The sequence below is a fragment of the Achromobacter sp. ISS7 genome (genome assembly GCF_056523125.1).
Genome location: NZ_JAWRZD010000001.1, coordinates 4,342,471 through 4,366,682 on the forward strand (window position 1 = coordinate 4,342,471; position 24,212 = coordinate 4,366,682).

A 24,212-nucleotide genomic window follows, 5' to 3' on the forward strand; every position below is an offset into this window, starting at 1 on the left:
TGCACCCTATTTTAAACGCGCACCGAATTGGGGCCGTAGCCCCCGGCCGGCGCCCCGCCCGCAGTGGACAGGCGCACCATCAGGACCACCGCGGCCAGCGTCAGGCCGGCGGCCCCGCCATTGTGCAGCACCGCGATCAACAAAGGCCACTGGAAGAAGATCGTCGTCAGGCCGGTCAGCAGCTGGGCCCCCAGCAGCGCCAGCATCAGCGTGGCCGGGCCGCGCAGGCCGTGGTCGGCCCGCAGGCGCCAGGCCAGCACGCCCAGGTAGGCGAACACGACGAAGGCGAAATTGCGGTGCACCCAGTGGATCGCCGTCAGCGCCGGCTGCGAGATCATTTCCCCGGACGGCAGTTCACCCAAGGCGCGGATGATCGAATAGCCGCCGTGGAAGTCCATGTCCGGCACCCATTTGCCGTGGCACATGGGGAAATCCATGCAGGCCAGCGCCGCGTAGTTGGTGCTGACCCAGCCGCCCAGCGTCACCTGGACCAGCAGCAGCACGAAACCGCCGACCACCCAGGGCTTGAAGCGCCGCGCCGCGGCGGCTACGGCATGGTGCGGGCGCTCGCGCGCCGACAGCCAGGTCATCAGCGCCAGCACCGACAGGCCGAACACCAGGTGCGCCGTGACCACGACGGGCATCAGCTTGTGCGTCACGGTCCAGGCGCCGAACGCGCCCTGCACGCACACGGCCACCAGCGTCGTCACCGCCAGGGCCGGCGAGCGGCCCAGTTCGCGGCGATAACGCCAGGCCATGTAGACGATGCCGATGATCAGCATGCCCAGGATCGAGCCGACGTAGCGGTGGATCATCTCGATCCAGGCCTTGGACAGCGTCACCGGGCCGAACGGCATGGCCTGCGAGGCCTCGTGGATATCGCCCATCGCCCCAAGCGGCGTGACGCTGCCGTAGCAGCCGGGCCAGTCCGGGCAGCCCAGGCCCGAGTCCGTCAGGCGCACGAAGGCGCCGAACATGATCAGGTCCAGCGTCAGGAACCAGGTGAAGAAGACGAGTTTGCGATACCGCGCTTTGATGCGTTCCATGGAAATCAACTAAATACCGATTCAACCGATGCGCGAGTTATAGACCAGCTTGCTGATGTCCTTGCGCACCTTCACGCCGTCGGCGTCGGCGGGATACTGCATCATCAGGTTGCCCAGGGGATCGATCACCCAGATCGGCTGCGCCAGCCCAGGCTGGCCGGCCGCGCCGTCGCGCGCCAGCAGGAAGCGCGCCAGCTGGTCCGGATCGGCGCGCAGCATGATCGTGCCCTGGTAGGCCTCCATCACCTTGTCCGGCACCGGGCCGTCGTCGGTGATGAACCAGACCCGCGCCAGGCGGTCGACGTTCTTGCCCTGGCTGGCGTGGGTGTTGCGGGTGATGTAGAGCTTGCGGGCGCAGCTTTCCGGGCAGGCCGCGCCGTCGGCCGCGACCAGCAGCCACTTGCCCTTCAGGCTGTGCAGGTCGAACGGCTTGCCGTCCAGCGTGGTCAGCTTGAGCGCCTCGGGCGCCGGCACGGGCCGCTGCGGCTCGACCAGCTGGCCGTAGTTGCTGGCGTCGGCCGGCCACCACTGGGGATTCATGTAGACCACGAAGGCCGCCACGATCGGCGCCAGCGTGCACAGGAACACCAGCACCATGGGCGTCAGCGAGCGCCGGGCGGGTTGGGAAGCAGTCATGTCGCGAGCCACGTTGTTTCGGAATCCTGTTGTCGGGAAAGGCGGCGCTCAGGCCACCGGGTCGTTGGCCGCGCGTTGGCGCATGCGCTTGATGGCGCCCCCCAGCACCACCAGCCACGCGATCGCGGCGAACAAGGCAAAAGAGAACCACTCTACCGCGTAGATCGTGTTCTGCTGGAAATTCACCGACGGCTGCGGCCAGTCGTGCACCAGGCCGTCGTCCTCACCCAGCCCGAACTGGCTCACCACCGCGGGCAGCAGGGTCAGGCCGGTAACGCGCGCGTAGGCGTCCAGCGGCAGGTTCTGCACCTGCGGCACCACGCCGCCCGCCGCAGGCAGCGCGGCGGGCAGGCTGGAGGCATCCTGGCCGCCCAGCGACCACAGCTCGAACATGCGCGGCACGCGCGTCGACAGCTCGCCCTTGATGGTCTGTTCGCCCTGCGGCGTGGCCGGCAGCGCCGGCGCGCCCTGGCCCTGGATCACGCGCGGCAGCCAGCCGCGCAGCACCAGCACCGCGGTGCGCTTGTCGGCGTCCAGCAGCAGCGGCGTGGCCAGCCAGTAGCCGGGCCGGCCGTCATGGTTGCGGTTGTCCAGCAGTACACTGAATTCTGGCAGCCACGTGCCGCTGGCCTGGGCCACGCGCCACGGCTTCATGTCGGCCGGGGCGGTCGAAGGCGACAACTGCAGCGGCGCCTGGTTGCGGCCGGCCTCGATAGCCGCCAGAATGTCGCGTCGCTCGTCGGCGCGCCGCAGTTGCCATTGGCCCAGCGACGCCAGGATCACCACGGCGATCCCCAGCAGGAGCAAGGCGGCTACCGTGTAGCGGGTTGAATGCGGTCGGGCCATTTGTCTTCAATACATTCGATTTGTCCGGAGACCATCATGCGCGTTTTCGTCGTACTGGCCTTCATCGGGATCCTGGCCAGTCTGGCATCCGCCCTGGTCTACCTGATGCGGGACAAAGGCAGCACCAACCGCACGGTCAATGCGCTGACGGTGCGCATCGGCCTGTCGGTGGCCCTGTTCCTGTTCGTGCTGTTCGCCCACCACATGGGCTGGATCGAAAGCACCGGTCTTAGATAGGCCCGCGTCCGGCCGGTTCCCGCCAAATGCCGGCGGGTCCGGCCCTATTGGAACACGACCCCCACGAAACGAAGGGCGAGGCCCGCGGCGCCGGTGTTTCCCGGCGGCCCGCCAGCCTCGCCCCGTGTCCGGCCGATCGGCCCGGCAACGCCGGACCCTGGCCTCAGAACCAGTAGACGAACAGGTACAGGCCCAGCCACACCACGTCCACGAAGTGCCAGTACCAGGCGGCGCCCTCGAAGCCGAAGTGATGGTCGGCGGTGAAATGGCCGCGCATCAGGCGGATCAGGATCACCGTCAGCATCGTCGCACCCAGGATCACGTGGAAGCCGTGAAAGCCCGTCAGCATGTAGAACAGCGAACCGTAGGCGCCCGAATTGAACTTGAGGTTCAGCTCGGTGTACGCGTGGTGGTACTCAGCGGCCTGACAGGCGACGAAGATGAACCCCAGGATGACCGTGGCCGCCAGCCAGAACATGGTCTTGCCGCGATGGTTCTCGCGCAGCGCATGGTGGGCGATGGTCAGCGTCACGCCCGAGCTCAGCAGCAGCGCGGTGTTGATCGTCGGCAGCCAGAAGGGACCCACGGTCTGGAAGTGCTCGACCACACCGGCCGGGCCGAAGTTGGGCCACACCGCCTGGAAATCGGGCCACAGCATCAGGCGGTGGTCCATGTCGCCCAGCCACGGCGTGGTGATGGTGCGCACATACCAGAGCGCGCCGAAGAACGCCGCGAAGAACATCACTTCCGAGAAGATGAACCAGCTCATGCCCCAACGGTACGACCCGTCGATGCGCTTGCTGTTCATGCCGGCCTCGGATTCCTGGATGGCGTCGCCGAACCAGTAATACAGCACCACGATCAGCGCGATGAAGCCGACCAGCACCGACCACTTGGCCCAGCTCACGCCGTTGATCCAGCCCGCGGCGCCCAGGCCCATGAGCAACAGCGCCACGGCCGTGCGCACGGGATGCCCCGAATCGGCGGGCACGTAGTAATAGGGTGCCTCTTTACCTTGAACCGAGTGGCTTGCACTCATGGCTTTCTCCCTGGTACTGATTTATAGAATTAAGTGATTCAAGTCAGGCTGGATACCGCCCAACGCACAATTAACACCAGCACGGTCACGAAGATCGCCGCCGCCAACAACCCCGCCACGATCACATGGACGGGATTGAGCCTGGCGCTGTCCTCGCGGTAGCCCGCGCCCTTGCGGACGCCGAAAAACCCCCACGCCACCGCCTTCATCGTCTGAAGAAAACTCAGCTTGCGCTGGGCGGATTCACGCAGGTCGTCGCTCATGGTTCGCTAGCCGCCGATGGCCTTGCCCGTCAACAGCGCCGAACCGCGAAACACGGTCCAGGCAAAGACGGCAATGACGAATACCAGCAGAATCAGTCCTGCGATCTTGTTGCGTCGGCGCTGCTCGGGGGTCATTGCCATGCTGCCTGTTGCGGGGTTGGAATCGGCGCTCACTTGACTTCGGGCGGCGTTTCGAAGGTGTGGAACGGCGCGGGCGACGGCACCGTCCATTCCAGCCCTTCGGCGCCTTCCCACGGCTTGGCCGTGGCCTTCTCGCCCTTGCCCATGTAGCAACGCAGCACCGCCCACAGGAAGATCAGCTGCGACAGGCCGAACCAGAAGGCGCCGATGGTGGCGATCTGGTGGAAGGTCGTGAACTGCGCGGCGTAGTCGGCGTAGCGACGCGGCATGCCGGCCAGGCCCAGGAAGTGCATCGGGAAGAAGGTCACGTTGAACGAGATCAGCGTCGACCAGAAATGCACCTTGCCCAGCTTTTCGCTGTACATGCGGCCGGTCCACTTGGGCAGCCAGTAGTAGGTGCCGGCGAACAGCGCGAACAGCGAACCGGCCACCAGCACGTAGTGGAAGTGGGCCACCACGTAATACGTGTCATGCACCTGGATGTCGATCGGCGCCACCGACAGGATCAGGCCGGTGAAGCCGCCCATGGTGAACACGAAGATGAAGCCGATCGAGAACAGCATCGGCGTCTCGAACGTCATCGAGCCGCGCCACATGGTGGCGACCCAGTTGAACACCTTCACCCCGGTCGGGATGGAGATGAGCATGGTGGCGTACATGAAGTACAGCTGCCCGGTCACCGGCATGCCGGTGGTGAACATGTGGTGGGCCCACACGATGAACGACAGCACGGCGATCGAGGCGGTGGCGTACACCATCGAGGCATAGCCGAACAGCTTCTTGCGGGCGAACGCGGGCACGATGGCCGACACGATACCGAACGCCGGCAGGATCATGATGTAGACCTCGGGGTGCCCGAAGAACCAGAACACGTGCTGGTACAGCACCGGGTCGCCGCCGGCGGCGGCGTTGAAGAAGCCGGTGCCGAAGTGGCGGTCGGTCAGCACCATGGTGATGGCGGCGGCCAGCACCGGCATCACGGCCAGCAGCAGGAACGCGGTGATCAGCCAGGTCCAGCAGAACAGCGGCATCTTCATCAGCGTCATGCCGGGCGCGCGCATGTTCAGCACGGTCACGATGATGTTGATGGCGCCCATGATCGAGGACGCGCCCATGATGTGCATGGCGAAGATGGCCAGGTCCATGCCCGGGCCCATCTGCAGCGACAGCGGCGCGTACAGCGTCCAGCCGGCGGCGGTGGCGCCGCCCGGCACGAAGAACGAGGCCGTCAGCATGATCGCGGCCACCGGCAGCAGCCAGAAGCTGAAGTTGTTCATGCGGGCGAAGGCCATGTCGGACGCGCCGATCTGCATCGGGATCATCCAGTTCGCGAAGCCCACGAACGCCGGCATGATGGCGCCGAACACCATGATCAGGCCGTGCATGGTGGTGAACTGGTTGAACAGCTCGGGGCGGAAGAACTGCAGGCCCGGCTCGAACAGCTCGGTACGCAGCAACAGCGCCAGCGTGCCGCCTTCGAGCAGCATGACGAACGAGAAGATGAGATACATCGTCCCGATGTCTTTGTGGTTGGTGGCGAAAAGCCAGCGGCGCCAGCCGGTGGGCATGGCGTGGTGGTGGTCATCGTGACCGTGGCCGTGGCCCGGCGACACGTGGTCTACAGTGACGCTGCTCATGATGGACTCCTTCCTGCTGAGTGCCGGCCCCGTTCCACGGAACCGGCAGGGTATCTCTGACTAAACGGAACCAGCTCTGGCGATGGGAAAGCGGGGCGCGATCAACGCGCGGCCGCCACGTCCTTCGGCATCACTGTCGGGTCCTGCCCCTTGCCGGCGTTGCTCCAGGCATGGCGCGTATAGCTGATGACCGCGGCGATCTCGACATCATTGAGCTGGGGCCCGAACGCCGCCATGGCGGTGCCGGGCTTGCCCTTCAGCACGGTGTTGATCTGGGCGGCTTTCGGGCCCAGGACAACCTTGTCTCCGTCGAGCGCGGGGAAGCTGCCCGGGATGCCCTTGCCGTTGGCCTGGTGACAGGCCACGCAATTGGCGGCGAAGACCTTCTCGCCACGGGCAACCAGTTCGGCTTCCGTCCACTCTTTATTGGGATCGTCGGCGTTTGCCGCCATCTTCTTCTTTTGGTCTTCAACCCACTTATCGTAGTCCGGTTGCGACAGGACTTCCACGACGATGGGCATGAACGCGTGGTCCTTGCCGCACAGCTCGGCGCACTGGCCGCGGTAGATACCGGGCTTTTCGGCGCGGAACCACGCATCGCGCAGGAAGCCGGGGATGGCATCCTGCTTGACGCCGAAATCGGGAATCATCCACGAGTGGATGACGTCGGCGGCGGTCAACATCACGCGGATCTTCTTGTCCACGGGCACCACCATGTGGTTGTCCGTTTCCATCAGGTAGAACTGGCCCTTGGGCTCGCGGTTCTCGATCTGGGCGCGTGGCGTCGACAGGGTGGCCAGGAACTTGATCCCGGCGGCGGAGCCGTCGAGATATTCGTAGCCCCATTTCCATTGGTAGCCGGTGACCTTGACGGTCAGGTCGGCGCTGGAAGTGTCTTTCATGGCGACGACCGTCTTGGTGGCCGGCAGCGCCATGGCGATAACGATGATGAAGGGGATGACCGTCCAGGCCACTTCCACGCCAAGGTGTTCGTGGAAGGTCGCGGCCTTGTGTCCGCGCGATTTCCGGTGCGCCCAGATGGAGTAGAACATCACTCCGAAGACGCCCACGAAAATCACAATACAGATCGTGAGCAGCAGCCAGTGCAGCCACATGACATCACGCGTGATCTGCGTGACGCCTTCGTGCAGGTTCAGCTGATTGACCTTCGGGCCGCCGGGCATGTCTTGCACCTGAGCGACGGCCACGCTGCCAATCAGCAGCGCACAAGCGCCCAGTATCCCTCTCCACTTCTTCATGCTTACCTCGAAACACGGCGCGAGGGCCCTTGTCGCCTAGTGGCACGGATGTCACTGCAACAGGACTACGCGCAATTATTAGATGGCAGGGTTAAGCAGGGAGATAGAGCGGCCCCCGCGTTCCCACTCGAAATCACAAAGAAACTGGCGGATTATAGCGGACGCGCAAATGGATGTAAGTTTGTGCTCTTGAATTCATACCGCTTGCCCCCATCTGCGCGCGTTCGTTCACGACCCAGGGTAAACAGGGGTGGCATAAAATCGCGGACAGTCTTATTAACACCTGCCTCACGATGCCCAAACAGCTGTCCGATCTGTATGCCGCCCTGAGCGCACGGGCCCAGGAGCCCGCCCCGGTTGGCGCGCACGCGCTCTATATAGCGGGGCGCCGCTGCGGCTGGGCCACGCATGCCGCCTGCGATGCCTTGCAAGGCGCCGCCCACATCGAGTCCGATGCCGATGCATTGCGCATCGGCGCGACGCTGTCGCCCGGCCCCGCCCTCGATGCGGTACTCGAACAGGCCGCGCAACTGTTGCGCCAAGCCAACTGCCTGCGCGGCTGGCGCGACGAATTGCTCGACGTGCTGGATGGCGATACCGCGCTGGGCGTCATCGAACGCGCGGCGATGCGGCCGCTGGGCCTGTTGACCAAGGCCGTCCACCTGAACGCCTGGACGCCCGATGGCCGCATCTGGATCGCGCGGCGCGCGCTCAGCAAATCCACCGACCCCGGCATGTGGGACACCCTGGTGGGCGGCCTGGCCGGCCGCGGCGAAGACCTGGACGTCGCGCTGGTGCGCGAATGCGGCGAGGAAGCCGGCCTGGACGCGCCGGACCTGGCGCAGCGCTCGCCGCTGCGCACCATCCTGCGCATCCACCGCCGCCTGCCCGAGGGCTACCAGGTCGAGGACGTGCTGACCAGCACCTGCGTGCTGGCGGCGGATGCGCGGCCCGCCAATCGCGATGGCGAAGTGATGGAAATCGCGGCCGCCGACGTCGACACCGTGGTGCGGCGCGTGGCCGACGGTGAATTCACACTGGAAGCGGCGCTGGTGATCCTCGAAGACATCATGCAGCGCCGCGCGGCCGGCGAAATCTGAGCCGGCGCCGCGCGCGGACTGACTGGACGTTCAAAGGGCGCGAGTCAGCGGGCGCGCGACTCGACCGCGCCGGACTGCCGGCGCGGACCTCCCCGCATCAGGCGCTGGCGCCTCCCGGCGCCGGGTCCGTCTCGCGCGTTTCGGCCTTGCGCTCCTCGGCCTTGTGCGCCTCGGCGTGGCGCGTCTCCACCTGTTGCAACGGCGCGGCGCGCGTCTCGACCTGCTGTGGCTGGGCCGCACGGGTCTCGGCCTGCGGCACTTCCACCTGCCGTGCTTCGGCCTGCCGCGTCTCGACCTGCTGTGGACGTTGCGGCGTCTCGGGCGCGTTCGCCACGGCCGGCAGCGCCTGCGACGCGCCCGGATCGGCGGCCCGCAGCGCCTGCACCGCCCGCGTATCGAGCCCGTTCTGCGCCCCCGCGGCCTCGGCCGCTTCCGCCGCCTGTGACGGCGTGAGCGCGGAGGCCGGCGCGGGAGCGGGCGCCGGCGCCGCGTTGGCCTGCGAGAACTGCTTCCAGACCTCGATGGCGCGCAGGCGCTGCTTGGCCACCACCTGGATGCGCTCGCGCAGGTGCTCGTCGCGCGCCAGCAGGGCATGGAAATCGCGCGACGACAGCATCAGCAGCTTGCTGTAGCCCAGCGAGGTCACCTCGGGCGCGATCTGCTGCTCGCCCAGCAGGCCGAGTTCGCCGAAGAACTCGCCGCTGCCCAGTTCGATCATGGTGTTGTCCGGCAGGTGCACCGCCACCGCGCCCGACGCCACGAAACACATCTCTTCGCCATGGCGGCCCTTGGTCAGCACGCGCTGGTCGGGCAGCGACAGGCGCGGCTTGAGCAGCTTGCTGATGGCGCGCAGCGAATCGGCCGACAAGCCCTCGAACAGCGGCACGCGGTTGATCAGGTCGGCCGCGCTCATCTCGATGTCCAGCGGCGGGTGCGTGTCGATATGCGCCCAGCGGCTCTTCAACTGCGCCATCAGGTCGGCGTAGACCTCGCCGCTGATCAGGAACTGTTCCAGCATGTCGCGGTAGCGGATCCGCTCCAGCTCGCGCGCCACCCGGCCCAGGTAGCTTTCCTGCAGCCACTGCGCGTACGACGGGTATTGCAGGTTCAGCGCCTGCATGGCGTTCTCGATCAGGTCCAGGCGGCGCTGGTGCAGCGACACGATGCGCTGCGTGGCGGTTTCACCCAGCAGCGGCGTGATCTGCTCGCGCGCGAACACGATCAGGCGCTGCGCCACCGACCGCTTGCTCATCAGGTTGGCGAAACGATGGCCCAGCTCGCGCGCCAGCCACCCCTGGAAACCGAACAGGTAATGCAGCCGCAAGGCCAGCCGGAAGCCCGAGGAATAGCGCACGTCGGCGATGATGGCGCGCTCGAAGCCCGGCACCCCGCCCATGCGGATCGCGTCCTCCAGCCGTTCGGCCCGCGCCAGCAGCGTTTCCGCCATGCGCCAGTCGACGATCTGCGCCTTGAGGATGTCGAAAAACATTTCCTCCTCGCGCTGCGCCACGATCGCCAGGCCCACCGCCACCCGCTGCTCGTCGCTCATCTGGCTGACCTGGCCGTCATGCACGCTGGTCAGGCTGGCGTCGAACACGGCGCGGATACGGTCGCGCACCTCGCTGCCGATGTGTTCGGTCTTGGCGACTTCCTCGGTCTTGCCCTGCAGGTCCTCCAGCGCCACCGCCAGCGCCTGGTTGCGGATGGTGCGCTCGACCGGCGACAGCTGGTTCAGGCCCAGCATGCGGATCAGCGGCCGCAGGCTGATGCCGTTGACGAACAGCGTCAGCAGCACGAAGCCGGTGGTGGCCACCGCGATGAACTGGCGCGCCTCTTCGGCCACGCCGGTCTGCTCGGTCACGGCCAGCGCCAGGGCCAGCGACACCGCGCCGCGCAGGCCGCCCCACAGCATCACCACCTTGTACGGGTTGCTGACCTTGGTGCCGAGCTTGGTCAGCCCCAGCAGCGGCAGCAGCCCGAACACCACGATGGCCCGCGCCACCAGCGTCACCACGAACACCACCGCCACCAGCACCAGTTCCTGCCAATCGGCCGCCGCCATCAGCTTGGGGATCAGCATGGCCGCGAACAGGAAGATGAGGGAATTGGCCCAGAAGCCGAATTGTTCCCAGGCGCTCGACAGGTATTCGAAGGTGGTCGGCGACATGCGGGTGCGGCCGGTCGACCCCACCACCAGGCCGGCGATCACCGTGGCGACCACGCCCGACACATTCAGGTAGTGCTCGGAGATGAAGAAGGACAGGTAGGCCAGCGTCAGCGTCAGCGTGATCTCGGCCGTGGGAAAGCCGCGCAGCCAGGCGAACAGGAAACAGGCCAGCCGCCCCATGGCGAAGCCGGCGATGCCGCCGCCGATGAAGTGCACGATGAAGTCATTGAAGATGCCGCTGACGGTCAGCTCGCCATGGCCGCCCAGCACGGCCAGCAGCACCGAATACAAGGCGATCGACGCGGCGTCGTTGAACAGGCTCTCGCCCTCGACCAGCGTGGTCAGGCGCTTGGGCGCGCCCACTTCGCGGAAGATGCCCACCACCGCCACCGGGTCGGTGGTCGCCACGATGGCGCCCAGCAGCAGGCAGACCACCAGGCCATAGGGCGAGATCGCGTCCAGCGTCACGCCCACCACCACGGTGCACACCACCACCGCCACGATCGCCATCATCAGGATCGGGCCGATGTCGTCCATCAGGCGCCGCACGTTCATGGACAGCGCGGTCTCGAACAGCAGCACCGGCAGGAACACCATCAGGAAGGTCTCGGAGGAAATCTCGAACCGTTCCAGCGAGTCGAGGAAGTCGCCGATCCAGCTCGGCGCCCAGCCATGGACGTGCACGATGATACCCAGCAAGCAGCCGACGATCGCCAGCAGCACCGAGTAGGGCAGCTTGAGGCGGCCAGCCAGCGGCGGCATGAAGCACACCAGGGTCAACAGCCCGGCCAGGCCGAATACGAGAAAACCTACATCCATGGATAACGCCGCGTCCCGATCATGAAGCTTGTGAGAAGTTCCACAAGAATAGCGGGTTTTCCTGTCGATTCCGGCGAACAGATATTTCCGGCGCACGTTTCGTTACCCCGATCGGGCCAGGCGATACGCGCCGCGACACGATTTTTCGGTAAGGTAGGGGCCGTGCAGAAACTTCGCAGGAGCCGCACTTGGCACGCGTCCATACCCTGGCCCGGCGCACCGACGCCCCGGCCATGCTCGTCCAGCTGACCGATTGCCACCTGTTCGGCGAGCCCGACACCGTGATGCTCGGCGTCAACACCGACGCCAGCTTGCGCGCCGTGCTGCGCCAGATCGAGGCCGACAGCAAGCACCCCGACCTGCTGCTGGCCACCGGCGACCTGTCCCAGGACGGCGAACCCGCCGCCTATCAGCGCCTGGCCGCCATCCTGGGCGCGGCGCCGGCGCTGGAAGGCGCCCGGATCCGTTGCCTGCCGGGCAACCACGACCTGCCCCTGGCGATGCGCCATGAACTGCCCGAATGGTCGGTGCCGGTGACGGACGTGGGCGCCTGGCGCGTGGTCTCGCTGGACACCACCGTGCCCGGCTCGAACGCCGGCCACCTGCCCGACAGCCAGCTCGACCTGCTGGAAGCCGCGCTGGCCGAGGCGCCTGGACGGCACACGCTGCTGGCCATGCACCACAACCCGATGCAGATCGACAGCCACTGGCATGACTCGATGATGATCGACAACCCGCAGGCGCTGTTCAAGCTGCTGGCGCGCTGGCCGCAGGTGCGGGTGCTGCTGTGGGGCCACGTGCACCACGAATTCGACCGCCGCCGCCACAACCTGCGCATGCTGGCCACGCCGTCCACCTGCTTCCAGTTCAGCATTCGCGACGGCAAGCACGTGGTCGACAACCTCGCCCCCGGCTATCGCTGGCTCAAGCTTTACCAGGATGGCTCCATGGCCACCGGCGTGCGGCGCGTGCAGGACGCGCTGTGGCATGCGGCGCAGCCCGGCCCGGCCAGCGCGCAGGCGGCCTGAGCGAGGCCGCGCGTTTCGCGCGCGCAATAAAAAACGGGGCACCATATGCGTGGTGCCCCGCAAGCATCCGTCTCATAGGGGAGGGGAAAGAGGAGAAGCCGAGACGGATGACAAGACTGCCAACCAAAGTTTGCGGTCTACGTGAAGTTAGGCGGTGCCCACTTCATTAAGTTTCTGAAATCGAGCGTTATTTCGCGGCGAATTTGTATCAATTTATTGGTGCGTCGCGACAACGGCCGCCGTGGCCCCTTTCCCGGGGCGCGCCCAGGCTGCGGCGCAAAAGAAAAGGGCCGCGAATCGCGGCCCTTGGCATGGATGCGGCGGGGAATCAGGCGGCCAGGTTGCCGCGCATCTTCTTCAACGCGGCGGCCTCGATCTGGCGGATGCGTTCGGCCGACACGCCGAATTCCTGCGCCAGTTCGTGCAGCGTGGCGCCGCCGTCGTCCTGCAGCCAACGGGCTTCGACGATGCGGCGCGAACGCGGGTCCAGCGCTTCCAGCGCGCTCGACAGGCCCGAGCTCTGCAGCTGGTCGCGCGCGGCGCGTTCCAGCACGCGGGTCGGCTCCTGGCGGCCTTCGTCGGACAGGTACGCGATGGGCGCGTAGCTGTCGTCATCGTCGTCCTGGTTCTCGAGCGACATGTCGCGGCCGGACAGGCGCACTTCCATTTCGCTGACGTCTTCGCGGCGCACGTTGAGTTCGCGCGCGATGTGGTCGACCTGTTCCGGGTCCAGCGTCTGGCCGTCCGGACGCATGCTGCGCAGGTTGAAGAACAGCTTGCGCTGGGCCTTGGTGGTCGCCACCTTGACCAGGCGCCAGTTGCGGATGATGTATTCGTGGATCTCGGCCTTGATCCAGTGCACGGCGAACGACACCAGGCGCACGCCGCGCTCGGGGTCGAAACGCTTGACGGCCTTCATCAGGCCGACGTTGCCTTCCTGGATCAGGTCGGCGTGGGGCAAGCCATAGCCCAGGTACTGGCGCGCCACGGACACCACCAGGCGCAGGTGCGACAGCACCAGTTCGCGCGCGGCGCCCAGGTCTTCGCTGTCGCGCAGGCGGCGGCCGAGTTCGGTTTCGCGTTCGGCCGACAGGACCGGCAGGCGGTTCACGGCCGAGATGTAGGCATCGATCGTGCCGAGCGCGCCCGGATTGGCGATGGCCAACGCCAGGGCGTTGCCGGAAGTGGCCAACGAGGTACTGGGTTGTTTCATTGCGGCGGTCTCCGGAAAGCGAAGGGGTAAAGACATGGATTCGATGTTAGCACTCTAGTAAAGGGAGTGCTAATTCGACTATTGCGGCGCGTCAAAGTTTCCATCCAGCAACGCGTCCCCATTTTAAATTCGCACCGGGCGCGTGGGCGCCAGCGCCCTGGCGGGCCGGGTCCGCTTCACCCGCAATCGGGGGCCGGCTGCCCCGGCTACCAGCCCAGGCGCTTCAGCCCGGCCGCGGTGGCCTCGCCGTCCGGTCGGGCGAACAGCGCGCCGCGCGGATCCATATAGACCTGGTACTTCGCGCCGTCGAACAGCGGCATGTAGGCCGCGCTGCCGAATTGGACATCGACGAAGGGGAACCAGTTCGGGAAGCTCTGCTTGAGCGAACCCAGGTCCGGCGCCGGCCAGTCGTCCAGCGCATGCACCGAACGCGTCGCCGAGGCCTCGCGCGCGGCGTCGCTATAACGGCCGGACAGGCGTTCCAGGCGGTACAGCGGCGACACGCCGGCCATCAGGGCCGGCAGACGCCAGCGCACCACGCGGGCGTCGATCTGCCACTGGTCGCCATACAGCACGTACTGCTTGGTGCCCACGCCCGGCGCGCTGGCGCTGACCTGGAACTGGCCTTCCGCCTGCTGGCGGATCTCGATCCGGGCAACGGGTTCGTCGGTGGTCAGCTTGAAGAACTGGACCAGCGACAGCGCCAGCAGCCCCGACACGCCGCCCAGCAACAGCAGCAACAGGCCGAACACGCGCCGCACGGGCCGGAACTGGAAGGTGCGCCGGCCGCGCTCGTCGCGCGGGCCGCCCTTGCCCAGCAGCATCGCCAGGCCCGGCAGGAAGACGACCACCGCGGCCAGCAGGATCCAGACGAAGGGAGCGATTCCGTTGATCAAATCAGGCGATCCTATGCAAAGAACGCCACGGCCGGGGACCGGGCGGGGGACGCCGCGGGCCTGCCACGGCAGGCCGCCCAGTATAGAAGCGGGGCGTCAGGCGGCCGGCTTTCCAAGCCGCTCGACGTGAAACCGGATGTGATCCTCGATGAAGGTCGAGATGAAGTAATAGCCATGGTCGTAGCCTTCCTGGCGGCGCAGCACCAGCGGCTGGCCGGCGCTGGCGCAGGCGGCCTCGAATACCTCGGGATACAACTGCTCGGCCAGGAACTGGTCGGCGCTGCCCTGGTCGAGCAGGATGCCGCCGGGGAACGGCTGGCGCAGGCCGCGCATCAGCGCCGAGGCGTCGTAGGCGGCCCAGTCGTCGCGGTTCTCGCCCAGGTAGGCGCCGAACGCCTTCTGGCCCCAGGGGCACTGGCTGGGCGCGGCGATCGGGGCGAACGCCGAGACCGAGCGGAACTTGCCCGGATTGCGCAGCGCCAGCACCAGCGCGCCGTGGCCGCCCATCGAGTGGCCGAAGATGCCGACGCGCGCGGCGTCGCCGGGCAGGGCGGTGGTGACGATGCCATGGAGCTCGCGGGTCACGTAGCTGTCCATGCGGTAGTGGGTGCGCCAGGCCGAGGTGGTGGCGTCCAGGTAGAAGCCGGCGCCGGTGCCCAGGTCCCAGCTTTCGTCTTCGCCGGGCACGTTGGCGCCGCGCGGGCTGGTGTCGGGCGCCACCAGCATCACGCCCAGCTCGGCGGCCAGGCGCTGGGCGCCCGCCTTGATCATGAAGGTTTCCTCGGTGCAGGTCAGGCCGGCCAGGTAGAACAGCACCGGCACCGGGCCGTGCTCGGCCTGCGGCGGGACGAACACCGAAAACCGCATCGGCAGGCCGATCTCGGCCGACTCATGGCGGTAATAGCGCTGCGAACCCCCGAAACAACGATGCTGGGAAATGAGTTCCAGGGAGGCGAGCATGGGAAGTCTCCGGGTCTGAGGCTGAAGAAAATTCGGTCGGAATTAGGGTATATCCACGGTACGACGATCCGTCGCCGAATGTTAACCTGCCCGAATTGGAGTCCTTTCCACAAAAAGTAGCGATTCCGCGCCCATATTGTGATCGCGGGGCTTGACCAGCGTTCACCGTGGCACTATTTATATACGTGAGAGAAGACAACCCGTTCTTCTGGAAGCGCAAGCCCTGACACTATGGCCCGTCTGCCCCGTCTGTACGCCCCTGGGCTGCCCCAACTGGTGCAGGCCAACTTCATTCAGCCGCTGGCGGCGGCATCACAGCCCGCCCCGGCCGATATCCTCAACCAGCTAGCCACGTGGCTGGGCGAATCCGCCCAGCGCCACCGGGTATCGGTGCATGGCTGGCTGCTCGCCAACGACCGCATCCTGCTGCTGGCCACCCCCGCCGACGAGGAAGGCCTGCCGCGCCTGATGCAGACGCTGGGCCGCAACCTGGCGGCGCGCCTGCGCGGCGGCCGGGTATTCGCCGGCCGCTACCGATCGGCCCTGCTCGAACCTGGCGCCTGGGTGCTGCCCGCGCTGGTCTGGCTGGAAACCTATCCGGTGCGCAGCGGCGCCTCGCAGGATCCCGACTCCTGGCCCTGGTCCTCGGCCTCCAGCCATACCGGCAACACTACGGCCGCGCCGGCGCAGTGGCAGTCCGACCACGCCGACTACTGGGCCTGCGGCAACACGCCGTTCGATCGCCAGGCCAACTACCGCAAGCGCCTGCAGGACGGCCTGTCGCGCGAGGAAAGCCAGCGCATCGACCAGGCCGTTTCTGGCCAGTGGGCGCTGGGCGGCCCGAGCTTCATCGCCAGCCTGGCCCACACCGCCAGCCGTCGCGTGGCCCCGGGCCAACGCGGACGCCCGCGCAAGAAGCCGGCCACGCCGGCCGCCGCCGACTCCGACGGCGATACCGCCCCGGCCGCATCGCCGGCGTCACCGCCGCCGACCTCCGGAACCTCCGGAAGCGGATCGACCTCCTGACACAGCGCCTTCGGGCGCTTTTTTCATGCCGCCGCGATCACCGTGGCGGCATGAACGCGTGCATCCGACGCTGCCCGATGGACGCCGAGCGGCCCGCCAAATTCGCTAAAAAGCATCACAATAATTAGGGACAAAACATGGCGAAAATGAGGGAGTCATGCTCTCAAGAACCATGCGGGTCGGCACACCCCCGTGGCAAGCCTTGATTGGCGCGGCTCTTGTTGCGTCCCCGTATTAATGCTCTATGACGGTGCATTGAATTAATTGGGGTCATACCCCTTATATTCCTATTGCACCCTACTACGCGCGGGGGTATTGTCCGTTCCTGCACTGCAACATTAGAACGCAGTCTTACTGCGGAGCGCGCCATGCCCCAAATCACCCCGAACGAATCCTGTCCCACCCCCAAGGCGACCCCGATCGATGCCAGCCGCATCGGCCTGCCGCCTGCCCAGGGCCTGTACCACCCCAAGAACGAACATGACGCCTGTGGCGTGGGGTTCGTGGCGCACATCAAGGGCAAGAAAAGCCACGCCATCATCCAGCAAGGCCTGAAGATCCTGGAAAACCTGGATCACCGCGGCGCGGTGGGCGCGGACAAGCTGATGGGCGACGGCGCCGGCATCCTGATCCAGATCCCCGACACGCTGTACCGCGACGAGTTCGCGCAGCACGGCATCACCCTGCCCCCGCCCGGCGAATACGGCGTGGCCATGGTGTTCCTGCCCAAGGAAACCGCCTCGCGCCTGGCCTGCGAACAGGAACTGGAGCGCTCGGTGCGCGCCGAAGGCCAGGTCGTGCTGGGCTGGCGCAACGTGCCCGTGGACGTCGACATGCCGATGTCGCCCACCGTGCGCGACTGCGAACCCGTGATCCGCCAGCTGTTCATCGGCCGCGGCGCCGACGTGATGGTGCCGGACGCGCTGGAACGCAAGCTGTACGTGATCCGCAAGACCGCCAGCCACGCCATCCAGAACATGCACCTGGCGCACGGCAAGGAATACTTCGTGCCCTCGGCCTCGGTGCGCACCGTGGTCTACAAGGGCCTGCTGCTGGCCGACCAGGTCGGCCGCTACTACCGCGACCTGGCCGACCCGCGCACCGTGTCGGCGCTGGCGCTGGTGCACCAACGCTTCTCGACCAACACCTTCCCGGCCTGGCCGCTGGCCCACCCGTACCGCATGATCGCCCACAACGGCGAAATCAACACGGTCAAGGGCAACTTCAATTGGCTGCGCGCCCGCGAAGGCATGATGCAGTCGGCCGTGCTGGGCGACGACCTGAAGAAGCTGTACCCCATCGTCTACGAAGGCCAGTCGGACACCGCCACGTTCGACAACTGCCTGGAACTGCTGGTGAATTCGGGCTACTCGCTGGCCCACGCCATGATGATGATGATCCCGGAAGCCTGGGAGCAGCACACGCAGATGGACGAGAGCCGCCGCGCTTTCTACGAATACCACGCCGCCATGATGGAGCCGTGGGACGGCCCCGCCGCGGTCGCCTTCACCGACGGCCGCCAGATCGGCGCCACGCTCGACCGCAACGGCCTGCGTCCGGCGCGCTACCTGGTGACCGATGACGACATGGTCATCCTGGCTTCCGAAGCCGGCACCCTGTCGATCCCGGAAAACCGCATCACCAAGAAGTGGCGCCTGCAGCCGGGCAAGATGTTCCTGATCGACCTGGAACAGGGCCGCATCATCGACGACGCCGAGATCAAGCTGCAACTGGCCAACAGCCGTCCGTACCGCCAGTGGATCGAACGCCTGCAGATCAAGCTGGAATCGCTGCCGGCCCCGCGCCAGGCCGCCGTGCCCGCGCAATCGCCGGTGGCGCTGCTGGATCGCCAGCAGGCCTTCGGCTGGACCCAGGAAGACTACAAGTTCATCCTGGAACCCATGGCCTCGACCGGCGAGGAAGTGATCGGCTCGATGGGCAATGACGCCCCGCTGGCCGTGCTGTCCGACCGCGCCAAGCCGTTCTACAACTATTTCCGCCAGCTGTTCGCCCAGGTCACCAACCCGCCGATCGACCCGATCCGCGAACAGATGGTGATGTCGCTGGTGTCGTTCATCGGCCCCAAGCCCAACCTGCTGGACATCAACAACGTCAACCCGCCGCTGCGCCTGGAAGTGTCGCAGCCGGTGCTGGACTTCGCCGCCATGGCGCAGATCCGCGACATCGAGCAGGTGACGGGCAAGAAATTCCGCAGCTTCGAGCTGGATATCACCTACCCGGCCGCCTGGGGTCCCGAGGGCATTGAAGCCCGCGTGGCCGCGCTGTGCGCGCGCGCCGTGGACGCGGTCCAGAGCGGCTACAACATCCTGATCGTGTCGGACCGCCTGGTCGACGGCGAGCGCGTGGCCATCCCCGCGCTGCTGGCCACCTCGGCGGTGCACCAGCACCTGATCCGCGCCGGCCTGCGCACCAACACCGGCCTGGTGGTGGAAACCGGCTCGGCCCGCGAAGTGCACCACTTCGCGCTGCTGGGCGGCTACGGCGCCGAAGCCATCCACCCCAACCTGGCGCTGGAATCGCTGGGCAAGATGAGCGACCCGGAAAAGGCCGTCAAGAACTTCATCAAGGCGATCGGCAAGGGCCTGAACAAGGTGATGTCCAAGATGGGCATTTCCACCTACATGTCCTACACCGGCGCCCAGATCTTCGAAGCGGTCGGCCTGCAGAGCAGCCTGGTGAACAAGTACTTCACCGGCACCGCCTCCAACATCGAGGGCATCGGCATCTTCCAGGTGGCCGAGGAAGCGCTGCGCCAGCACCGCGCCGCGTTCAGCAGCGACCCGGTCCTGGCCAACGACCTGGACGCGGGCGGCGAATACGCCTATCGCGTGCGCGGCGAAGAGCACATGTGGACGCCGGACTCCATCGCCAAGCTGCAGCACGCCTCGCGCGCCAACAACTACCGCACGTACAAGGAGTACGCGCAGATCATCAACGACCAGAGCCGCCGCCACATGACGCTGCGCGGCCTGTTCGAGTTCCGCTTCGACCCGTCGCGCGCCATTCCGCTCGATGACGTCGAATCGGCCAAAGACATCGTCAAGCGCTTTGCCACCGGCGCCATGTCGCTGGGTTCGATCTCGACCGAGGCGCACTCGGTGCTGGCCGTGGCCATGAACCGCATCGGCGGCAAGTCCAACACCGGCGAAGGCGGCGAAGACGAACTGCGCTACCGCGCCGAGATGCGCGAAGGCCGCAGCACCATCAAGGACGGCGACACGCTGGCCTCGCTGCTGGGTCCGGAACGCATCGAAGCCGACGTCGAACTCAAGAAGGGCGACTCGCTGCGCTCGAAGATCAAGCAGGTCGCCTCGGGCCGCTTCGGCGTCACCGCCGAGTACCTGTCGTCGGCCGACCAGATCCAGATCAAGATGGCGCAGGGCGCCAAGCCTGGCGAGGGCGGCCAGCTGCCCGGCCACAAGGTCTCGGAATACATCGCCAAGCTGCGCTATTCGGTGCCGGGCGTGGGCCTGATCTCGCCGCCGCCGCACCACGACATCTACTCGATCGAGGACCTGGCGCAGCTGATCCACGACCTGAAGAACGTCAACACCAAGGCCTCGATCTCGGTCAAGCTGGTGTCGGAAGTCGGCGTCGGCACGGTGGCCGCGGGCGTGGCCAAGGCCAAGGCCGACCACGTCGTGATCGCCGGCCATGACGGCGGCACGGGCGCCTCGCCGGTGTCGTCCATCAAGCACGTCGGCACGCCGTGGGAACTCGGCCTGGCCGAAACCCAGCAGACGCTGGTGCTGAACCGCCTGCGCAGCCGCATCCGCGTGCAGGCCGACGGCCAGATGAAGACCGGCCGCGACGTCGTCATCGGCGCGCTGCTGGGCGCCGATGAATTCGGCTTCGCCACGGCGCCGCTGGTCGTCGAAGGCTGCATCATGATGCGCAAGTGCCACCTGAACACCTGCCCGGTGGGCGTGGCCACGCAGGATCCGGTGCTGCGCAAGAAGTTCCAGGGCAAGCCCGAACACGTCGTCAACTTCTTCTTCTTCATCGCCGAGGAAGTGCGCGAGATCATGGCCCAGCTGGGCATCCGCAAGTTCGACGACCTGATCGGCCGCGCCGACCTGCTGGACATGCGCTCGGGCGTCGAGCACTGGAAGGCGCAGGGCCTGGACTTCGCCCGCGTGTTCCACCAGACCCAATCCGACGCCGACGTGCGCCAGACCGAAGAGCAGGACCACGGCCTGGCCGGCGCGCTCGACCATCAGCTGATCGAGCGCAGCAAGCCCGCGCTGGAACGCGGCGAAAAGGTCTCGTTCATCGTGCCGGTGCGCAACCGCAACCGCACCATCGGCGCCATGCTGTCGGGCGCCGTGGCCGCGCGCTACGGCCATGACGGCCTGCCGGACGACACCATCCACATCCAGTGCAACGGCACCGCCGGCCAGAGCTTCGGCGCGTTCCTGGCCCATGGCATCACCATGGACCTGGTGGGCGAAGGCAACGACTACGTCGGCAAGGGCCTGTCGGGCGGCCGCATCATCGTGCGCTCGCCCAACGATTTCCGCGGCTTCGGCCCCGACCACATCATCGCCGGCAACACCGTCCTGTACGGCGCGCTGGCGGGCGAGGCCTTCTTCAACGGCGTGGCCGGCGAACGCTTCGCGGTGCGCAACTCGGGCGCCGCCACGGTCGTGGAAGGCACCGGCGACCACGGCTGCGAATACATGACGGGCGGCACCGTGGTGGTGCTGGGCGCCACCGGCCGCAACTTCGCCGCCGGCATGTCGGGCGGCGTGGCGTACGTGTGGGATCCGGAGCGCACGCTCAAGCATCGCGCCAACCTGTCGATGGTCGAACTGGAAGCCGTGGTGCCGCATGCCGAGCAGCAGGCCCAGAACAACATCGACGTCTGGCACAGCGCGCAGCGCGGCGGCGAACGCGAAACGGATGAAGCCATCCTGCGCCGCCTGGTGGAAGACCACTTCCGCTACACCGGCAGCTTCCGCGCCCGCGAGATCCTGGGCGACTGGGAAGCCTCGCGCGGCAAATTCGTAAAGGTCATGCCGACGGACTACCGCCGCGCATTGGGTGAAATGTGGCGTGCAGCCAACCCGCAACAACTGGCTGCGTGAGGAATACCATGGGAAAGATTACCGGCTTTATGGAATACCAGCGCCTGCAGGAGGCCTCCGAGGCCCCGCAGAAGCGGCTGAAGAACTGGCGCGAATTCGTGCTGCACCTGACGGACGACCAGGCCAAGCAGCAGGCGGCGCGCTGCATGGACTGCGGCATCCCGTTCTGCAACAACGGCTGCCCGGTCAACAACATCATCCCCGACTGGAATGACCTGGTGTACAAGCAGGACTGGCGCCGCGCGCTGGACGTGCTGCATTCCACCAACAACTTCCCGGAATTCACCGGCCGCATCTGCCCGGCGCCGTGTGAAGCCGCCTGTACCTTGAACATCAACAGCGACGCCGTGGGCATCAAGTCCATCGAGCACGCCATCATCGACAAGGGCTGGGCCGAAGGCTGGGTCGCGCCGCAACTGCCGGCGCGCAAGACCGGCAAGAAGGTCGCGGTGGTAGGCTCCGGCCCCGCCGGCATGGCGTGCGCGCAGCAGCTGGCGCGCGCCGGCCACTCGGTCACGCTGTTCGAGAAGAGCGACCGCATCGGCGGCCTGCTGCGCTACGGCATTCCCGACTTCAAGCTGGAAAAGCACCAGATCGACCGCCGCATATCGCAGATGGAAGCCGAAGGCGTGGAATTCGCGCCCTCGACCTACGTCGGCAACCCGTCCGACCCCGTGGCCGACGGCCTGACCGTGCGCACCCCGGACTCGCTGCTGGCCGAATTCGACGCCGTGGTGATGAGCGGCGGTTCGGAAACCCCGCGCGACCTGCCGGTGCCCGGCCGCGAGCTGTCGGGCGTGTACTTCGCCATGGACTTCCTGCGCCAGCAGAACAAGGCCGTGGCCGGCGACCGCCTCACCAACCAGACGCTGGCCAAGGGCAAGCACGTGGTGGTGATCGGCGGCGGCGACACCGGTTCCGACTGTGTCGGCACCAGCAACCGCCACGGCGCCGCCTCGGTCACGCAGTTCGAGCTGATGCCCCAGCCGCCCGAATCCGAGAACAAGACCATGACGTGGCCGTACTGGCCGCTGAAGATGCGCACCTCGTCCTCGCACGAGGAAGGCTGCGAGCGCGACTGGTCGGTGACCACCAAGCTGCTGCAGGGCAGCAACGGCAAGGTCGAGAAGCTGGTCGGCGCCCGCGTCGAGTGGTTCAAGGACGAAGCCACCGGCCAGATGAAGATGCGCGAGGTCGAAGGCTCGGAATTCGAGATCAAGGCCGACCTGGTGCTGCTGGCCATGGGCTTCGTGTCGCCGGTGCAGACCGTGCTGGATGCCTTCGGCGTCGACCGCGACGCGCGCGGCAACGTGCGCGCCAACACCGACGACTACCGCACCAACGTGGAAAAGGTCTTCACCGCCGGCGACATGCGCCGCGGCCAGTCCCTGGTGGTCTGGGCCATCCGCGAAGGCCGCCAGTGCGCGCGTTCGGTGGATGCCTACCTGATGGGGTCGAGCGAATTGCCGCGCTGAACGCGCCGCGTCCCGGGGTCCGCCAGACCTGGCGGGTCCTGACCCGCTTGCGCCGCCCGGCACCCCGTGCCCGGCGGCGCGGTTTTTTCAGCCAACCGACATTTCGCCTTGCGTAAGATGCGGCATCGCCCCGCCGCGCCATCCGCCATGTCCGCCACCGATCCCGCCGTTGCCGCACCGCCGACGCTGCCGCAGATTTTCCTGGCCTTCTCCAAGGTCGGCCTGACCAGTTTCGGCGGCGGGCTGAGCGGCTGGATGATGCGCGAATTCGTGCAGCAGCGGCGCTGGCTGTCCGAATCCGACTTTCTCAGCGGCCTGGCGCTGGCGCAGTCGTTCCCCGGCGTAAACGTGGTGAACCTGGCCATCTGGATCGGCTTTCGCCTGCGCGGCGGCCCCGGCGCGCTGCTGGGCGGCCTGGGCATCACGGTGCCGCCGATGCTGGTGGCGATCGCCGCCGCGGCGCTGTTCGCCCGCCTGGCCCAATCGCACGGCCTGCACGTGGCGATGGCGGGCGTGGCGGCGGCGGCGGTGGGCGTGTCGTTGCAGACCGGCCTGCGCGCCGCGCGGCGCGCGCTGCAGGGCTGGGTGCCGGCCGCGGTCATGGGCGTGACCTTCGCCGCCATCTTCCTGTTGCGCCTGCCGCTGTTGTGGGTGGTGGGCGTCATGGCGCCGCTGTCGATCGGCATCGCCTACTCGCGCCTGCGGCGCCGGGAGCGGCAAGCATGAACCTGGCCACGCTGCACGACCTGTTCGCGGTCTTCACGCCGCAGTCGTTCCTGACGGTGGGCGGCGGCCAGAGCATCCTGCCCGAGATCCACCGCCAGGCCGTGGACAACTACGGCTGGATCACCGAGGCGCAGTTCCTGGACTACTTCGCGCTGTCGCGCATCACGCCGGGGCCGGCCTCGCTGCTGGTGACGCTGATCGGCTGGCAGGTGGGCGGCTGGGCCGGCGCCATCGCCGCCTCGATCGCGATCTTCCTGCCTTGTTCGCTGTTGATCTATGCGCTGGCGCGGGTCTGGGCGCGCTACCGCCACGCCACCTGCGTGCGCGCCATCGAGGCCGGACTGGTGCCGGTGGCGGCCGGCATGATCCTGGCTTCGTCGTGCACGCTGCTGCGCGCCGCCGAAGGCGGGGCCTGGGCCTGGGGCGTGGCCGCCGTCTCGACGCTGGCGCTGGTCTACACCCGCGTCAGCCCCTTCCTGATGCTGGCGCTGGGCGCGGTCGTGTTCCTGGCCGCGCTGGCCTGACGCGCAACCCCGCCCATCGCCGCGCCGGCGGGCCCGGCTCCGCGCCCAGCCGCCGGCCGTCGCGTC

Annotated in this window: 19 protein-coding genes and 1 pseudogene; 8 read left to right on the plus strand and 12 right to left on the minus strand. The window is 67.0% G+C overall.

All coding sequences use genetic code 11. From position 1 onward, the window contains the following. Positions 1 to 11 precede the first annotated feature (11 nt). The 3 genes from AC1HFW_RS19560 to AC1HFW_RS19570 are packed head-to-tail and all read right to left on the minus strand — an operon-like array spanning position 12 to position 2,528. A complete protein-coding gene (locus tag AC1HFW_RS19560) occupies positions 12 to 1,046 on the minus strand; it encodes a COX15/CtaA family protein (RefSeq protein ID WP_241069609.1) in 1,035 nt (344 codons plus the stop codon). Positions 1,047 to 1,067: 21 nt separating this feature from the next. After that, positions 1,068 to 1,682, minus strand: coding sequence for an SCO family protein (locus tag AC1HFW_RS19565; protein ID WP_050813115.1), 615 nt, complete (start codon positions 1,680 to 1,682; stop codon positions 1,068 to 1,070). Positions 1,683 to 1,730: 48 nt separating this feature from the next. Continuing rightward, the gene (locus tag AC1HFW_RS19570; RefSeq protein ID WP_035359864.1) at positions 1,731 to 2,528 is read right to left on the minus strand and encodes an SURF1 family protein; all 798 of its coding nucleotides are present in this window, start codon (positions 2,526 to 2,528) and stop codon (positions 1,731 to 1,733) included. 36 nt (positions 2,529 to 2,564) lie between these two features. Here AC1HFW_RS19570 and AC1HFW_RS19575 point away from each other — a divergent pair, with 36 nt between their 5' ends. Then, positions 2,565 to 2,765 (plus strand): twin transmembrane helix small protein, encoded by a 201-nt coding sequence (locus AC1HFW_RS19575; protein ID WP_006392373.1) that lies wholly within the window; start codon positions 2,565 to 2,567, stop codon positions 2,763 to 2,765. Positions 2,766 to 2,928: 163 nt separating this feature from the next. Here the strand turns inward: AC1HFW_RS19575 and AC1HFW_RS19580 are convergent, their stop codons facing one another. From AC1HFW_RS19580 to coxB, 5 genes are all read right to left on the minus strand, one after another. Beyond that, a complete protein-coding gene (locus AC1HFW_RS19580) occupies positions 2,929 to 3,804 on the minus strand; it encodes a cytochrome c oxidase subunit 3 (protein WP_006392372.1) in 876 nt (291 codons plus the stop codon). Between the two features lie 38 nt (positions 3,805 to 3,842). After that, on the minus strand, positions 3,843 to 4,067 hold the full coding sequence (locus AC1HFW_RS19585) for a DUF2970 domain-containing protein (protein ID WP_006392371.1): 225 nt from the start codon (positions 4,065 to 4,067) through the stop codon (positions 3,843 to 3,845). A 6-nt stretch (positions 4,068 to 4,073) separates the two neighbouring features. Next, positions 4,074 to 4,202: a cytochrome oxidase small assembly protein gene (locus AC1HFW_RS19590; protein WP_006392370.1), complete on the minus strand. Its 129-nt coding sequence runs from the start codon at positions 4,200 to 4,202 to the stop codon at positions 4,074 to 4,076. A 35-nt stretch (positions 4,203 to 4,237) separates the two neighbouring features. After that, positions 4,238 to 5,845 (minus strand): cytochrome c oxidase subunit I, encoded by a 1,608-nt coding sequence (ctaD, locus tag AC1HFW_RS19595; protein ID WP_006392369.1) that lies wholly within the window; start codon positions 5,843 to 5,845, stop codon positions 4,238 to 4,240. Positions 5,846 to 5,946: 101 nt separating this feature from the next. Next, positions 5,947 to 7,104 carry a cytochrome c oxidase subunit II gene (gene coxB / locus AC1HFW_RS19600; RefSeq protein ID WP_035359862.1) on the minus strand — a complete coding sequence of 386 codons (1,158 nt, stop codon included), beginning with the start codon at positions 7,102 to 7,104 and terminating at the stop codon, positions 5,947 to 5,949. 293 nt (positions 7,105 to 7,397) lie between these two features. On the opposite strand from coxB, the gene AC1HFW_RS19605 reads away from it, so the two are divergent. Further along, a complete protein-coding gene (locus tag AC1HFW_RS19605; RefSeq protein WP_061072729.1) occupies positions 7,398 to 8,204 on the plus strand; it encodes an NUDIX hydrolase in 807 nt (268 codons plus the stop codon). Between the two features lie 466 nt (positions 8,205 to 8,670). Here AC1HFW_RS19605 and AC1HFW_RS19610 read toward each other — a convergent pair. After that, positions 8,671 to 11,190, minus strand: a pseudogene (locus tag AC1HFW_RS19610) (cation:proton antiporter); the annotation flags it as partial. A 188-nt stretch (positions 11,191 to 11,378) separates the two neighbouring features. Between AC1HFW_RS19610 and cpdA the strand changes: the two are divergent. Next, positions 11,379 to 12,218: a 3',5'-cyclic-AMP phosphodiesterase gene (gene cpdA, locus AC1HFW_RS19615; RefSeq protein WP_479284998.1), complete on the plus strand. Its 840-nt coding sequence runs from the start codon at positions 11,379 to 11,381 to the stop codon at positions 12,216 to 12,218. Between the two features lie 328 nt (positions 12,219 to 12,546). Here the strand turns inward: cpdA and rpoH are convergent, their stop codons facing one another. The 3 genes from rpoH to fghA form a co-directional block, all read right to left on the minus strand. Further along, positions 12,547 to 13,431, minus strand: coding sequence for an RNA polymerase sigma factor RpoH (rpoH, locus tag AC1HFW_RS19620; protein WP_006388088.1), 885 nt, complete (start codon positions 13,429 to 13,431; stop codon positions 12,547 to 12,549). A gap of 206 nt (positions 13,432 to 13,637) precedes the next feature. Continuing rightward, positions 13,638 to 14,327, minus strand: a complete 690-nt coding sequence (locus AC1HFW_RS19625) for a hypothetical protein (RefSeq protein ID WP_006392364.1) — start codon at positions 14,325 to 14,327, stop codon at positions 13,638 to 13,640. A gap of 96 nt (positions 14,328 to 14,423) precedes the next feature. Further along, positions 14,424 to 15,287: an S-formylglutathione hydrolase gene (gene fghA, locus AC1HFW_RS19630; protein ID WP_479284999.1), complete on the minus strand. Its 864-nt coding sequence runs from the start codon at positions 15,285 to 15,287 to the stop codon at positions 14,424 to 14,426. 231 nt (positions 15,288 to 15,518) lie between these two features. Here fghA and AC1HFW_RS19635 point away from each other — a divergent pair, with 231 nt between their 5' ends. The 5 genes from AC1HFW_RS19635 (at position 15,519) to AC1HFW_RS19655 (ending at position 24,146) form a co-directional block, all read left to right on the plus strand. Next, on the plus strand, positions 15,519 to 16,313 hold the full coding sequence (locus AC1HFW_RS19635; protein ID WP_006392362.1) for a hypothetical protein: 795 nt from the start codon (positions 15,519 to 15,521) through the stop codon (positions 16,311 to 16,313). A gap of 368 nt (positions 16,314 to 16,681) precedes the next feature. Further along, the gene (locus AC1HFW_RS19640; protein WP_479285000.1) at positions 16,682 to 21,421 is read left to right on the plus strand and encodes a glutamate synthase-related protein; all 4,740 of its coding nucleotides are present in this window, start codon (positions 16,682 to 16,684) and stop codon (positions 21,419 to 21,421) included. Between the two features lie 8 nt (positions 21,422 to 21,429). Then, positions 21,430 to 22,896: a glutamate synthase subunit beta gene (locus AC1HFW_RS19645; protein WP_104021653.1), complete on the plus strand. Its 1,467-nt coding sequence runs from the start codon at positions 21,430 to 21,432 to the stop codon at positions 22,894 to 22,896. A gap of 147 nt (positions 22,897 to 23,043) precedes the next feature. Then, positions 23,044 to 23,622, plus strand: coding sequence for a chromate transporter (locus AC1HFW_RS19650; RefSeq protein WP_238890848.1), 579 nt, complete (start codon positions 23,044 to 23,046; stop codon positions 23,620 to 23,622). Further along, entirely contained in the window at positions 23,619 to 24,146 is a 528-nt protein-coding gene (locus AC1HFW_RS19655) for a chromate transporter (protein ID WP_006392358.1), read from the plus strand. The genes AC1HFW_RS19650 and AC1HFW_RS19655 overlap by 4 nt, the downstream gene beginning before the upstream one ends. Positions 24,147 to 24,212 lie beyond the last annotated feature (66 nt).

What these genes read in the sequence shown, in the direction of transcription:
- AC1HFW_RS19560 (WP_241069609.1), bottom strand. Translation starts at nt 1,046, where the DNA reads ATGGAACGCATCAAAGCGCGGTATCGCAAACTCGTCTTCTTCACCTGG.
- AC1HFW_RS19565 (WP_050813115.1), bottom strand. Translation starts at nt 1,682, where the DNA reads ATGACTGCTTCCCAACCCGCCCGGCGCTCGCTGACGCCCATGGTGCTG.
- AC1HFW_RS19570 (WP_035359864.1), bottom strand. Translation starts at nt 2,528, where the DNA reads ATGGCCCGACCGCATTCAACCCGCTACACGGTAGCCGCCTTGCTCCTG.
- AC1HFW_RS19575 (WP_006392373.1), top strand. Translation starts at nt 2,565, where the DNA reads ATGCGCGTTTTCGTCGTACTGGCCTTCATCGGGATCCTGGCCAGTCTG.
- AC1HFW_RS19580 (WP_006392372.1), bottom strand. Translation starts at nt 3,804, where the DNA reads ATGAGTGCAAGCCACTCGGTTCAAGGTAAAGAGGCACCCTATTACTAC.
- AC1HFW_RS19585 (WP_006392371.1), bottom strand. Translation starts at nt 4,067, where the DNA reads ATGAGCGACGACCTGCGTGAATCCGCCCAGCGCAAGCTGAGTTTTCTT.
- AC1HFW_RS19590 (WP_006392370.1), bottom strand. Translation starts at nt 4,202, where the DNA reads ATGACCCCCGAGCAGCGCCGACGCAACAAGATCGCAGGACTGATTCTG.
- ctaD (WP_006392369.1), bottom strand. Translation starts at nt 5,845, where the DNA reads ATGAGCAGCGTCACTGTAGACCACGTGTCGCCGGGCCACGGCCACGGT.
- coxB (WP_035359862.1), bottom strand. Translation starts at nt 7,104, where the DNA reads ATGAAGAAGTGGAGAGGGATACTGGGCGCTTGTGCGCTGCTGATTGGC.
- AC1HFW_RS19605 (WP_061072729.1), top strand. Translation starts at nt 7,398, where the DNA reads ATGCCCAAACAGCTGTCCGATCTGTATGCCGCCCTGAGCGCACGGGCC.
- rpoH (WP_006388088.1), bottom strand. Translation starts at nt 13,431, where the DNA reads ATGAAACAACCCAGTACCTCGTTGGCCACTTCCGGCAACGCCCTGGCG.
- fghA (WP_479284999.1), bottom strand. Translation starts at nt 15,287, where the DNA reads ATGCTCGCCTCCCTGGAACTCATTTCCCAGCATCGTTGTTTCGGGGGT.
- AC1HFW_RS19635 (WP_006392362.1), top strand. Translation starts at nt 15,519, where the DNA reads ATGGCCCGTCTGCCCCGTCTGTACGCCCCTGGGCTGCCCCAACTGGTG.
- AC1HFW_RS19640 (WP_479285000.1), top strand. Translation starts at nt 16,682, where the DNA reads ATGCCCCAAATCACCCCGAACGAATCCTGTCCCACCCCCAAGGCGACC.
- AC1HFW_RS19645 (WP_104021653.1), top strand. Translation starts at nt 21,430, where the DNA reads ATGGGAAAGATTACCGGCTTTATGGAATACCAGCGCCTGCAGGAGGCC.
- AC1HFW_RS19650 (WP_238890848.1), top strand. Translation starts at nt 23,044, where the DNA reads ATGTCCGCCACCGATCCCGCCGTTGCCGCACCGCCGACGCTGCCGCAG.
- AC1HFW_RS19655 (WP_006392358.1), top strand. Translation starts at nt 23,619, where the DNA reads ATGAACCTGGCCACGCTGCACGACCTGTTCGCGGTCTTCACGCCGCAG.